Here is a 13,608-nt window from a genome sequence, read left to right as displayed (position 1 = left end):
CTCTCTTACCTAAAAGTCCATTTAAATATAATAAGCGAGTCTAGTCGTGAGAACAACTGTATAGAAGAAAAAATATACTTTTTAGCTCTCATTATTTACTTCTGAACACAATATATTCTCACAACGTATCATGAAACACTATCAATCAAATTCCACTTGATTACACCAGAATACTTTCCTGCTGGCTTTACAGTATTATTTTGCAACAAAATTCCGTCCTCATTGCCCCAATTTCCACTGACGTCAGTCGTCTTAGTTGCAGCCGAAGTATTGTCATCCGATGCAATGACTGGTGTTTGATTGGCCATTGAAAAATCATTATTATTCTTATCTCGATAAAAGAGTGGTCCAATAGTTTGGCTCTTGTCACCTTCCAAGGTTAAATCGGCTGCACTTGCCGTCAAAGTCCATGGCGTGTCAGCACTTAAAACAGAAACTTTCCAATCTCCATTTCTCTTTACAAAACCGGTACTGGATTTATAGTTAATGTTTTGGAAAGAATAAATATCGTCTACCAGTAATTTCAATTCCTTTCCTTTGACATTAACCGTATATACTATTGGATCACTAACTCTCTTCAAGGAATCTATCACATAAACCTTAATTTTATGATCACCCACACCCAAATAACTAGCACTGAACTGCGTTGAATTAGCTATATTATTTGCAATATCATAAGAACTCTTTCCATCAGACGTTGAGATATTACTTGTCGTCGGTGTTTTATCATCAATTTGAGTATATAAAGTTACGCCCTTAGTATCAAAACTAGAACCTCCAGCATAATTAGTCGTTAAATTTAAATCTACTTGATTATTATCCGTACTTTTAATATCAATCGAACCCAAATCTAGATTATCCTTAGTTGATAAATTCAACCGGTCGTTAATTAAAAAGGACGGACTCATGACATCATCAATAAAATGTAAACTCTTATAAGATACATGTTGTCCAAGTACCTTAGTTGGCGTTGTCGTAGCATTGGCTTTTCCAAACAACTCAATTTTAGCAATTTGACCTTCAGTATCCATCGTCTGTAAATTAAGATTCAAAACGTCATTTTCAATATCACTGGCTGATATCTTTACTGTTTTATTTTTCGAATCATCAGAGAATCCTGAATAAACTATCTGTCCGATGTTGTTATCCGCATCGGGTGTAAAATCAACACTTTTCGGTAAACTAATTGCTGTTGTAATTTCACCACCAGTTCCAGCAAAACCTGAGTTATAAGTTAAGTTATAATCAAACCTCAAGTTATCACCATTAGCGACATTATATTCCGGATTTTTAGTTGCTGGGTCAATTGCTTCAAGAGTTTCTTTTTTATCTAGATCACTAATCTCACGCCCCAAATTACCATTACTGTCATACTGTGACAAATCATATAATTTTGTCGTCGTATCGATATTAGCGGTATTCGGCATTTCTTGCATAATGGCCGCAAAAGTTGATGGAGCAGAATTAGGAGAACCAGTTGAAGCTGTGAACCCCCAACGTACTTTAGTATTCCCATTTTTCATAAAACGAGCAATATCAATTTGACGATTATTTTTCTTATTATATTGCGTATATGGTTTAATCTTTCCATCATAAGTTTTGTCATTGAAAACATATGATATCGTAGCCACCGTACTTCCTGAAGCTGGTGGAGTATACGTTAACCTAAAGTGTTGCCAAGAATCAGCAACCGTGTACTGTCCAGTTAAATCAATATTTTGTAAAGAATCACGATGTACTAATCCGTAATAATAAGGAGATATTAAACCCAATGAATAATAATTACTCATATAGGTATAAGGTACATCAACGTTATTATTAGGACTTGGTGTCAAAGTATCCCCTGACCATATTTCGGTACTAGCAGGATAATTCCAAGCGATATGTTGACCCTTAGCCATCTGTGAACCGTTATAATAACCACCATCAAAGAAATCATCTTTTCCTAAAATAGAAGTAATCGGTGTATTATTTTGCAAGGTATCAAATTCCAAAGCAAAACTATTTTGAATTGCCGTTAAACCTAAATTCCGAGAAATCGTTGAGTTATTACCACTTTGACCTGAGCTTCCCCAGACACCAAGAGTTTCTCCAAAGGCAGATTCTCCACTATTAGTTGTAGCAATCGCTCTACTCCCTCGAGCATCATCTTGAAGTACAAAAGCTAAGCCATCCGGCAAACTCTTGGCTGTATCATTATTAGCTGTTCCACTTGGGTATCCATCTTTATCACCTAAATAAATCCAGGCTGAAACTGTTTGTTTTTTTGATAGATCAAAATAATTGTCTATTTTATCATCAGTCGATCCGGGATCATCTGGTCGTTTACCCCAAATTGACGATAACTGTTTACTGCTAGCTCCACTTTGATCAGTCATGAGTTGAATGATATCCGATTTATTGCCATAACTTGATCCTGATTTATATATTTTCACATTATTTATAGTACCGTCATTATATTTTTCTACACCCGTCATATAATCGCTGATATTCAAACCATCTGGTGCAGCATTATAGACCTGAGAAACAGTCGGTGCAGCTATCGTTGACGTCGCCGTAAAAAGAAAAGCAACGAAAGATAATAAAAACAGCAAAGCTATTCTAAAAATATTTCTATTATTTTTTAACATGACAGCCCCCTCCTGAAAGCACAAAATAGTAATAGATTTAATAAAATTTACTTATTATGAGTAATATAATTTTATAATATTTTTTCAAAATTATAATCCATATTCTATAAATAAATATCGTATAAATTGGATTTGAACAAAAAAAAGACATTCTCCAATGAGAATGTCTTTTAAAATTATCCGTATTATTATGCCAAATAAGTATCTTGAACCCATTCGTTTGTAGCAACACGGTAATATGTATGACCATTGTATGTCTTAGTTTGGTCAGTATACCAAGGTGTATTGTTTGCAAGTGCTCTATTAGTAACTGGTGATGCTTCGCCGTTACTATTGAAAGATACAATACTTACGTAATCACCATTTTTGTTATTTACATTAATAACATTGTTGTCTGTTTGTGATCCACCGTTTGTTTCTGGTGTACCGTCATACTGAGTTAAATTATAAGTTTGAATCAAATTATTTAATGATGAAGCATAGTTAGGAGCGGTAGCGTATCTACCTTGTAACCAAGCAGTTGCATCCTTGTATGAACTTGTATTTTCTTTCCATGTACCACTATAGAAGCTAGTATTCCAAGAAACACCATTACGTAATTTATTACCATTATCAGCAAATGATTCATAGTAACTTGGGTACTTTCTGAAGTTAGCATTGATTGTATACCAACCTTGTGAAGCACTCCATTCTGAAGTTGGCATTGTTACGTAGGCACCATTGTAATCACCCTTAATACCAAATAAGTTGTAACCTTGTGTAGCTAAAGTTGAAGTGCCCCATGCACTTTCAAGAATAGCTTGAGCTAACATAACAGATGTGTAAAGGCCATATTGACTAGCAGCCTTTTGAGCCATAGGAACAGCTTGATTTAAGAAAGCTTGTTGTTGAGCTGTTGTAACACCAGTAGCTGCTTGAATAACAGCGGTTGTATTTAATGCATTATTAATTGATTCACTGGCAGCTTGAACAGTAGCTGAAGTAGCAACTGTTGTATCAGCTTTTTTTACCTTTGAACCGGCAATGATATTTGATGTATTGTCTTCTGATTTGTTATTTACTTGTTCTGTACTTGTTTGAGATGTTGCAGAATCTGCATCGTTTGTTGTTGCAGCTGACACGACAGAAGGTGTCGCAGTTGCAGCTAATGTGCCAAGTACCAAAGCACTAGTGAGTAGATTTTTTTTAGACATAGAATGGTTTCCCCTTAATAAATAATCTAGTTATAGACTACTATTTAAAAAAAGTAGTTTCAATAAAACTCGAATTTTGTAACAAGAATTAAACATTCGAAAATAAATTGTAATTTTTTGTGACTTGACTTTAAGAAATCCTTAAGAATCTAAAGAATTCTTATACTCACTTTAGGAAAATAATCTTATTTTAAATAATATTCCGTAAAAATTAACAATTTTATTATTGCTAGTAATCAAGAAAAATAATCGGTAGTTAGAATTATAATTTTTGACTATTTGATTCAAATCCCCTCATATTACGCTTTTCGAGCATTATTGAACGTCCTCTTTGGCCTCCTTTATTTGTGAATTTTTGTACTACCATTAAAATTTTACAATAAAAAAAACCGCTATTCAGCGATTTTCTATAATTTTGAAGTTAACTTAACATCTGGATATTTATTAGCAAACCAGTTTTCTGCAAATCTATTTTCGAAGAGGAACAATGGTTTGTCATCTAAATCTTTCACCAACATATTTCTAGTTGATGACATAGATTGATCCAATTGTTCCGGATCGACCCATCTAGCAATTCGAGAACCAATTGGTTTCATTACTACATCACAATTATATTCGTTCTTCATTCTAAATTGGAAAACTTCAAATTGAAGTTGACCAACGGCACCCAAGATATAATCGTTTGTTGTATATTTCTTATATAGTTGAACGGCACCTTCTTGAACCAACTGTTGCATTCCCTTATGGAAGGACTTTTGCTTCATAACATTCTTAGCTTGAACTTCCATGAACATTTCAGGTGTAAATTGTGGCAAGTCTTCAAATTGTACTGACTTCTTACCTGTATAAATCGTATCACCGATTTGGAAGTTACCAGTATCGTATAAACCAACAATATCACCAGCAACAGCTGTTTTAACAGTTTCTCTTTGGTCAGACATAAATTCAGTCGCATTGTTTAAACGCATAACTTTACCAGTTCTTTGCAATTTAACATCCATACCACGTACAAACTCGCCCGAACAAATTCTAACGAAAGCAATTCTATCACGATGATTAGGATTCATATTAGCTTGAATTTTAAAGACGAATCCTGAAAATTCTGAATCATCAGGCTTAACGATTTCATCGCTATCTTTTTCTTTATGTTCGCTTGGTGCTGGAGCCATATCCAAAAATGTATTCAAGAATGTTTCTACACCAAAGTTAGTCAAAGCTGATCCGAAGAAGACTGGTGTTTGATTACCAGCAAGCACTTTATCGATATCAAACTGATTACCAGCTTCTTTAATCAAATCAACTTCCCCGAGTGCTTGATCATAGACACCCGTGTCTTCAATTGGATTATGCTCTGCCAATTTTCCATCTTCACCTAATGGTAAGAAACGGTCATCCCCATCTTTTCGGTAAAGTTCCAAACGACTATTACGAATATCATAAAGTCCTTTCAGTTCCTTACCCATACCGATTGGCCAATTCATTGCACAGCCCTCAATATTCAAAAGATCTTCCAATTCAGCGATTAAATCTAAAGGATCACGTCCATCACGATCTAACTTATTCATAAATGTAAAAATAGGAATTCCACGTTTCTTAACAACTTTAAACAATTTCTTAGTCTGTGGTTCAATACCCTTAGCTGAATCAATAACCATGACTGCAGCATCAACTGCCATCAAAGTACGATAAGTATCTTCAGAAAAATCCTCATGTCCTGGAGTATCCAAGATATTAATATCCTTATCACGATAATGAAATTGCATTACTGAACTGGTAACAGAAATACCACGTTTCTTTTCGATTTCCATCCAATCAGAAGTTGCAAATTGACCTGATTTTTTAGCCTTAACTGTACCAGCAGAACGAATAACACCACCAAAATAAAGCATTTGTTCAGTAATGGTAGTTTTACCAGCATCCGGGTGAGAGATAATCGCAAAGGTTCTACGTTTGTTTACTTCTTGTTCTAATTCTTTTTGATCCATATTATATTAGAGCACAAAATCAAAAGTTATCTAATTTTTGTGCATTCCTTCCTATTAGTTAGTTATAAAACCCATAAAATTTTAATTATTGGATATATCAGTAATATATTTACAACATAATTTTCCTCGAAAAAAAAGAAATACAATTAGTATTTCTCTTTGTACATGTTAGTAGTTACATTTTTTAGTTTACTATCAGGAACCGTAACAATAACATTTTCAATTCTTGATCCATTCAGTTCCCCAGATGTTATCACTGTTCCGTCACTCAGTTTGAATGACTTAGGGTGCTTGGAGTCAGGAATCTCACCAAGATTCATGATCAAGTATCCAGCAATTGTGTCAACATCCTCAACATGAATGTCTTCTTCAAAGATTTCATCAAAGTCCTCAATCGTCATTAAACCAACCACTGAAAACTTATTAGCACCTAACCTTTGAAAATTCTTAGTTACAGGATCGTACTCATCATCAATTTCACCAACAATCTCTTCCAAAATATCTTCGATTGTGGCTAAACCAACGATTCCACCATACTCATCTACAACCATGGCAATTTGAGTTTGAGTGCTACGCATTTTTAGCAATAAACTATCAATATTAGTTGCTTCAGGAACAAATAATGGCTCTTTCATAATTGATTTCAAACTAATATTATCAAAACCAATTTCACGAGATTTCTTTAACAAGTCTTTGATATGAATAATACCAATAATATTATCCTTATCTCCACCATAGACTGGAATTCTTGAATAAGGTTGAGCCAAAATAGAATCAATATTCTCATCAACTGAATCATTGATATCAATCATAAAGGTATCTGTTCTAGGAACCATTATCTCACGGGCAGTTTTGTCGCCAAAGCGAATAATTCCTTGTAACATTTGGTATTCATCTGAATTGATCGTACCGTTGTTTCTCGACTTTTTAAGAGTCGCAATCATTTCATTACGAGTGATTGGCTCGCCCTGTTTATTAAAATCCATCGGTGTGATTTTCATCAATAAACCAATTGTCGCATCCAACAACCATACAAAGGGCTTCAAGATCCAACCAAAAAAACTGATCAACGGTTGTGTAAAACTAGCCGTTTCATACGGACGTTGTAACGCTATCCTTTTAGGATACAATTCTCCTAAAACTAAAGTAATGAACGACAAAACTATCGTTACGATTACTATTGAAACTTCCCGGCTACCAGGAAAACTTCCAATCAGCCCTTCCATCCTTGAACTCAAGGTCGTTGCTGCACTAGCTGAGGACAAGAATCCTGCTAATGTAATTGCTACTTGAATCGTAGATAAGAACTTATTAGGTTGATTGATAAATTGGAGAATTTTCTTAGCTCCATGATTGCCATTCTTGGCCTTTTCCTCAACAGACGCCTTATTTACGGAAACAATCGCCATCTCACCTGCTGCAAAAAAAGCATTTAAAATTGTCAAAACAATTATTAAAATCAGCTGCCCGGAAAGCGACGCTCCAGAAGAGTCACCACTCATTTAACTCGCACTCTCTTTCATATGTAAACTTTGAATATAAACAAAACAATTATAACAGGTGTTAATGTATTCAACAATAAACCTTTTTAATGATAAAATAAGACTATCAGTATATAGGGAGTTTTCAAAAATGTCTAATAAAAAAATTGCGATCATCTACTTATTCTTCTTCATAATCCCTTACATCCTTTGTTTGGCAATTATTGGTGTGTCTTATAATTCATTGGTCTTACACGCTCTGACCTGGAGGATAATTCTGGGTGGAATCGTAGGTGCCTTTGGAATGTTTGCGGTCAAAGTAATTGCGCAACGACCTGTGTTAATTATGTATCGCAGTTCAACTAGAAAAGTTCTTAAAGAATTGCTTAACTTTTTTATTCTAGAAAGAAGTAAAACTGTTATCAGCGCCAATTTGGCTGTCGATTTCTGTCTTTCAATAGCTAGCATCTATCTGGTTGCCAAATTATTGCCACTAACAATTATTTTAGGTAGAACCCTTGGCTGGTTAGTACTGGCCCTTGTCATATCACTAACTTTGGCCTCATATCTAGAATTTGAGTCATTATCGATTTATACTGAAAAAAAGAAATAGTGCTTGACTTATTAAATTTTTAATTGTAAATTTGAGACATCTTAATTGCAGGAGGAGTTGGACATGTTGAATTTTAATCAAAAACAAGTTGAATCATGTTGTTGTGTAGTAATGAATGAACATTACTATACTTTTTCAACATGTCTAATACCACTCAATTGATAATCAAGTAGTGCAAACTAAAAACTATCAAGCGGAGTTGACATTAGTCAGCTCCGCTTTTTTGTGTTCTTAGCTACTTAGAAAGGAGTTACTTGTGGAACATATCAAAATTGGAATCTTGAATCTTATGCAAAACAAACTCGAAACTATGGCTAATTTTAAAATAGCTTTAGGTGACGAGGTTGAATTGAAGTTTTATTATTCAGCCACTCGTTATGTTGACCGAAATCTTGACGAACATATTACCGAAAACATGCAACCATTAGATTTGAATGAAATTAAAGACCTAGATGGTTTTATTATTACTGGTAGTCCCGTTGAAAAATTAGATTTTCCTCAAGTTAGCTACTTTGATGAAATCAACGAGTTGCTTGATCTACTAGATCAAATAAATATCCCTCAACTCTATGTCTGTTGGGGCGCAATGGCTGCCCTTAATCGTTTATACAACATTGACAAAAAAATCTTGCCTCACAAAGCATTTGGGATTTTTCAGAATCAAATTTTAAAAAATTCACTACTTTTGGAAAATATCAGTGATAATTTTCCAGCACCGCATGCTCGCTATGCTGAAATGAATCATGAACAAATCATTAATAATCCTGAATTAAAGGTTGAAGCAATTAGTGAAAATGGTTTATTGACATTAATTGAATCAAACAAAAAAAATCAAACTTTTATCTTTTCACATTTGGAATATCAAAAAGATGGATTAGATAAGGAATATCATCGTGAACTTAATAGTCCTAAAATTAAACATCCCTTACCCGCCTTAAATTACTATTCTTCCCTTGATCACAAACCAATGTTTTCTTGGAGACAAACACAACGAAACTTTTATCAAAACTGGCTACAAACAGTCAGTTCACACAAATTAACTACTTGCTAAGGAGAAAATTATTATGACAAAAATTGCTCAAAATATTACTGAACTTATCGGAGATACTCCTATCGTTAAATTAAATAAAATCGTGCCTGATGACGCCGCCGACGTTTACGTTAAATTGGAATTCTTCAATCCTGGTAGTTCAATTAAAGATCGTATTGCTCTTTCAATGATTGAGGCTGCTGAAAAGGCCGGTAAAATCAAACCAGGTGACACTTTAGTTGAACCCACTTCTGGTAATACTGGTATTGGACTATCGCTTGTTGCAGCCGCTAAAGGTTATCATCTAATTATCACTATGCCAGAAACAATGAGTATTGAACGTCGCAAATTAATGCAAGGCTATGGTACTGAATTAATTTTGACGCCTGGTAAAGATGGTATGGGTGGAGCTATAAAAAAGGCTACTGACTTATCTGAAAAAAATGGCTACTTTATGCCTATGCAATTTCAAAATCCTGCTAATCCTGCCATTCATGAAGCTACAACCGGCAAAGAACTTGTTGATGCTTTCAAAGACACACCAATTGATGGTTTTGTTGCTGGCGTTGGTACTGGTGGTACTCTCTCAGGTGTTAGTCACGCCTTGACTAAGAAGTATCCCAACGTTAAAGTTTATGCTCTTGAAGCTGCTGAGTCTCCTCTACTTAAAGAAGGAAAAGCCGGAGCACATAAAATTCAAGGTATCAGTGCTGGCTTCATTCCTGATACGCTCGATAAAAATGCTTACTCAGATATAATAGAAGTAACTAGCAATCAAGCTATTCAAACCGCTCAAGAAGTAAGCCAAAAAGAAGGTTTCCTTCCAGGCATCTCAGCTGGAGCTAATATCTTTGGTGCAATTGAAATCGCCAAGAAATTAGGCAAAGGCAAAACAGTCGTAACTGTGGCACCTGATAACGGTGAAAGATACCTTTCTACTGATTTATTTAATTTTTAAAGTCATATTCTTTCTAACCGGCTTTAATTTATGCGAAAATAGAAAATGATGATTTTTAATAGGGGGATTTAAAAAATGAAAAAACGAATTGCTTTAATTTTAACTACACTTGTGGCCTTGATTTTGGTACTAACTGGCTGCTCAAGTAATAAGAATGCTAGTGATACCAAAACAAAGGGTACATTAACAATTGGTTTGGAAGGAACATACGCTCCATATTCATATCGTGAGGACGGAAAGCTTAAAGGGTTTGAAGTTGATTATGGTAAGGCTATTGCCAAAAAGCTTGGTCTTAAAGCTAAATTTGTTCCTACAAAATGGGATTCATTAATTGCTGGTCTAAATTCAAATACATTTGACGTTGTTATCAATAACGTAGCTGAGAATGCTTCACGTAAGAAACAATACCTATTCTCAACACCTTACATCTATTCAAGATCCGTAGTTATTACTAAGGATGGTTCTGGTATTAACTCCGTTGACGACATTAAGGGTCAAAAGATTGCTGCCGGTACTGGTACTGATAATTTCAATGATGCTAAGAAGTTCAAGGCTGATGTCGTTCCTTCAAGTGATTTCCAAACTTCAATGTCAATGATCGATCAAGGTCGTGTCAAAGGTGCCTTTAATTCTAAAGAAGCTTTCCTAACATGGAAGAAAGATCATAAGAATACTGATCTTAAATACATCACTATTCCTGAAAGTAAACTTCCAGCATCAAAAATTGCTCCAATCTTCAATAAGAAGTCAACTAAGTTAAGCAAAGATGTTACAAAAGCTACCAACGAATTGTACAAAGATGGCACAATGACAAAGCTTTCTAACAAGTACTTTGGCGAAGACATTACCAAAAAATAATTTTTAAAACTCACTGAGGAGGGCTTTTATTTCATGTGGCATATAATCATTACGTCATTACCGGAAATGATATCTGCAATGTTGCAATATACAATTCCATTAGCAATCATTTCATTTATCTTTGGATTGATTCTAGCTGTTTTAACAGCATTAATTAAATTTATTCAACCTAGTGAAAACAAACTTATCAAATATCCTTGGTTGGCACTACGGGCAGTTGCTAACTTCTATGTTTGGGTCTTTCGTTCTACACCATTGCTAGTTCAATTATTTATTATTTTCTTTGGTCTACCAAGTGCCGGCGTACAACTATCACCATTTATTGCCGCCGTAATTGGTTTTTCAATGAATACCGGAGCTTATGCTTCTGAAACAATCCGTTCAGCATTGTTATCAGTTCCTCAAGATCAATGGGACGCTGCTTTTACATTGAACTTCACAACAAAGCAAACTTTGATGAAGATCGTTTTACCACAAGCTATCAGAATTGCTTTGCCACCATTATCTAATTCCTTTATCAGTTTGGTTAAGGATACATCTTTGGCTAGTTCAATCACTATCTTGGAAATGTTCCAAGTCAGTCAACAGATTACTGCCAAAAACTATCAACCACTATTGATGTACACATTGGCCGCTTTCCTATATGCTGTCGTCTGCACGTTGCTTACTTTCTTGCAACATTATCTCGAACGCAGAACTTCAAAATATGTTAAAGGAAGTGAAGCTTAATGATAACTTTAAAGAATGTTATTAAAAAATATGGTGGTAAAGAGGTTTTAAAAGACCTCAGCGTTGATTTTCCAGATGGTAAAACAACTGTTATCTTAGGACCTTCTGGTTCTGGTAAATCTACTTTGCTTCGTTCACTTGATCTCTTAGTTCGTCCTGAAAGTGGAACTCTAGATTTTGGTGATATCAAATTAAATTATGCTGAACCAGTCTCCAAAAAACTTAGTTTTGATATTAGAAAGAAAACTAGCATGGTTTTTCAAAATTGGAATCTCTTTCCTAATTTAACCGTGCTACAAAACATTACGACTGCTCCAATGACAGTTCTAAAAAAATCTAAACAAGAAACTGAAGAACGTGCTCGTCAACTATTGGGACAAGTTGGACTAGCTGAATATGCTGATCGTTATCCTAGCCAATTGTCTGGTGGTCAACAACAGCGTATCTCTATCTGCCGTGCTTTAGCTATGGATCCAGAATATGTTTTGCTAGATGAACCAACTAGTGCTCTAGATCCAGAGTTAGAAACCCAAGTTCTCTTGATTTTGGAAGAATTGAGTAAAATGGGACAATCAATGATTATCGTGACACATAATATGGAATTTGCCCGTTCAGTTGCCGACAAGATCGTCTTCGTAGAAAATGGTGACATTCTCTTTGATGGCACTCCTGATGATTTCTTCAATCATCCGACAACAAGAATTAAAGATTTCTTATCCGGTATTACTTTTGATGATAGTAAAACTTTGAAATAAAACCTCAAAAAGCAGCTAACAATTACGTTAGCTGCTTTTTTATTCATTCAATAAAACAATTATTCGATAAACAACTAAAATCAAAATGTAAGATAAAACAATTACCATATATACAACCGGTGCATACTTTAAATTAATTGAAAATATAATTGCTATTAATACAAAAAACAGTACGAACCTCCACACTCCTAGCCATTTTCGGACTTCTTTTTGAAAACTTTTGGCAGTTTTATTCAAACCAATATATGCTATCAATAAGAAATTGAAATAAGGACCAAGTATTTCGTAATTGTGCCATTCATTATTGATGATAATTTCAGAAAAGATACCTAAAATAATTATCAAATAGGACAACCATTCGCTATACTCCATTAACCTGCCATGTTTTCTAAAATTAAGATACAGAATCATTACTATACACAAGTATGGTATAAACTGGCTCCACGGTATAAGCATTGGATCTCCTCTTCGTATTCTCTTTAAGCTCAGTTTAACAATGGTATGTAAAATTTTAGTTAACTTGATGTAAAAGTTTCCTAGCATTATCCATATTACTTAGGTTATTTAAACTCACAATGTTCATCAATCTCGTAGTTCCATTTCTTTCTCTTTGATACAAAAAAAGACTACCTAAACGGTAGCCTAATCAGGATATAGCAATCCTAATGGTGTGACAGTTCATTATACCTTTGCATCCATAGATCAACATAGGCTTGTGAAAACGGTCCTTTGCCCTTGTCGATCCAATCAATTAAAACGTCGACATTATCATGTAAAATCGTGTCTATTTCAGGTGGATAATTCCACATTTTACTGTGTGCGGCGTACTCATCCACATCCAGTAATCTTTTTTCTCCATCTGGAAAAACTTTAACATCTAAATCGTAATCAATATATTTGATGGCCTCTTTGTCTAAAGCAAATGGTGTCGCCAAATTACAGTAATAAGATACACCATTATCTCTAATCATAGCGATAATATTGAACCAATATTTCTTATGAAAATAGACCAATGCAGGTTCTCTTGTTACCCAGCGACGTCCATCAGCTTCTGTGACAAGAGTATTCTCATTACAACCTATAATTTCGTTTTCACTTGTCTTTAACACCATTGTTTCACGCCAAGTACGATGTAAATGACCATCATGCTTATAACTCTGGATTGCTACGTAATCCCCTTCTCTAGGAATCTGCATAACTTACCAGCTTTCTATAATCTAAATCTTATCCAAAAAAAGTATACCAGAGCTGTGAAACTATTGAAAGATATCCCTATTAATTAGTTACAGTATAAATTTGCCGTCTTCCACAACAAAGCCGATTGGGCTGGAACGTAGTGGGCACGAATTTGAACCGATTGAAGTTCACAATCGTTT

Annotated in this window: 12 protein-coding genes; 6 read left to right on the top strand and 6 right to left on the bottom strand. The window is 34.6% G+C overall.

Going from position 1 to position 13,608, the window contains the following annotated elements:
• Positions 1–128 precede the first annotated feature (128 nt).
• The 4 genes from LAB100_RS09595 to LAB100_RS09580 all read right to left on the bottom strand — a co-directional run bounded on the left by LAB100_RS09595 (position 129) and on the right by LAB100_RS09580 (position 7,310).
• Positions 129–2,630 (bottom strand): lectin-like domain-containing protein, encoded by a 2,502-nt coding sequence (locus LAB100_RS09595; protein WP_119327308.1) that lies wholly within the window; start codon positions 2,628–2,630, stop codon positions 129–131.
• Positions 2,631–2,818: 188 nt separating this feature from the next.
• Positions 2,819–3,823 carry a glycoside hydrolase family 73 protein gene (locus LAB100_RS09590; RefSeq protein WP_119327307.1) on the bottom strand — a complete coding sequence of 335 codons (1,005 nt, stop codon included), beginning with the start codon at positions 3,821–3,823 and terminating at the stop codon, positions 2,819–2,821.
• A 407-nt stretch (positions 3,824–4,230) separates the two neighbouring features.
• On the bottom strand, positions 4,231–5,808 hold the full coding sequence (locus tag LAB100_RS09585) for a peptide chain release factor 3 (RefSeq protein ID WP_119327306.1): 1,578 nt from the start codon (positions 5,806–5,808) through the stop codon (positions 4,231–4,233).
• Between the two features lie 146 nt (positions 5,809–5,954).
• Positions 5,955–7,310 (bottom strand): hemolysin family protein, encoded by a 1,356-nt coding sequence (locus tag LAB100_RS09580; RefSeq protein WP_119327305.1) that lies wholly within the window; start codon positions 7,308–7,310, stop codon positions 5,955–5,957.
• 130 nt (positions 7,311–7,440) lie between these two features.
• Between LAB100_RS09580 and LAB100_RS09575 the strand changes: the two genes are divergently transcribed.
• The 6 genes from LAB100_RS09575 to LAB100_RS09550 all read left to right on the top strand — a co-directional run bounded on the left by LAB100_RS09575 (position 7,441) and on the right by LAB100_RS09550 (position 12,232).
• Complete coding sequence (locus tag LAB100_RS09575) at positions 7,441–7,902, top strand: hypothetical protein (RefSeq protein ID WP_119327304.1); 462 nt, start codon at positions 7,441–7,443, stop codon at positions 7,900–7,902.
• A 256-nt stretch (positions 7,903–8,158) separates the two neighbouring features.
• The gene (locus tag LAB100_RS09570; protein WP_119327303.1) at positions 8,159–8,953 is read left to right on the top strand and encodes a homoserine O-acetyltransferase/O-succinyltransferase family protein; all 795 of its coding nucleotides are present in this window, start codon (positions 8,159–8,161) and stop codon (positions 8,951–8,953) included.
• 13 nt (positions 8,954–8,966) lie between these two features.
• Positions 8,967–9,890, top strand: coding sequence for a cysteine synthase A (gene cysK / locus LAB100_RS09565; RefSeq protein ID WP_119327302.1), 924 nt, complete (start codon positions 8,967–8,969; stop codon positions 9,888–9,890).
• A 75-nt stretch (positions 9,891–9,965) separates the two neighbouring features.
• Positions 9,966–10,748 carry a transporter substrate-binding domain-containing protein gene (locus LAB100_RS09560; RefSeq protein WP_119327301.1) on the top strand — a complete coding sequence of 261 codons (783 nt, stop codon included), beginning with the start codon at positions 9,966–9,968 and terminating at the stop codon, positions 10,746–10,748.
• A 33-nt stretch (positions 10,749–10,781) separates the two neighbouring features.
• A complete protein-coding gene (locus tag LAB100_RS09555) occupies positions 10,782–11,477 on the top strand; it encodes an amino acid ABC transporter permease (RefSeq protein ID WP_119327300.1) in 696 nt (231 codons plus the stop codon).
• Positions 11,477–12,232 carry an amino acid ABC transporter ATP-binding protein gene (locus LAB100_RS09550; RefSeq protein WP_119327299.1) on the top strand — a complete coding sequence of 252 codons (756 nt, stop codon included), beginning with the start codon at positions 11,477–11,479 and terminating at the stop codon, positions 12,230–12,232. The genes LAB100_RS09555 and LAB100_RS09550 overlap by 1 nt, the downstream gene beginning before the upstream one ends.
• Positions 12,233–12,271: 39 nt before the next feature.
• Here LAB100_RS09550 and LAB100_RS09545 read toward each other — a convergent pair whose 3' ends face one another.
• Positions 12,272–12,604, bottom strand: coding sequence for a hypothetical protein (locus LAB100_RS09545; RefSeq protein ID WP_126322037.1), 333 nt, complete (start codon positions 12,602–12,604; stop codon positions 12,272–12,274).
• A 290-nt stretch (positions 12,605–12,894) separates the two neighbouring features.
• The gene (gene ntdP, locus LAB100_RS09540; RefSeq protein ID WP_119327297.1) at positions 12,895–13,428 is read right to left on the bottom strand and encodes a nucleoside tri-diphosphate phosphatase; all 534 of its coding nucleotides are present in this window, start codon (positions 13,426–13,428) and stop codon (positions 12,895–12,897) included.
• Between the last annotated feature and the right edge of the window lie 180 nt (positions 13,429–13,608).

The sequence above is a fragment of the Companilactobacillus musae genome (assembly GCF_003967595.1).
In the GTDB taxonomy this organism is placed as follows: Bacteria; Bacillota; Bacilli; order Lactobacillales; family Lactobacillaceae; genus Companilactobacillus; species Companilactobacillus musae.
Note: the sequence above shows the minus strand (reverse complement) of the source record. Positions and strands in the feature narration are given on the sequence as shown.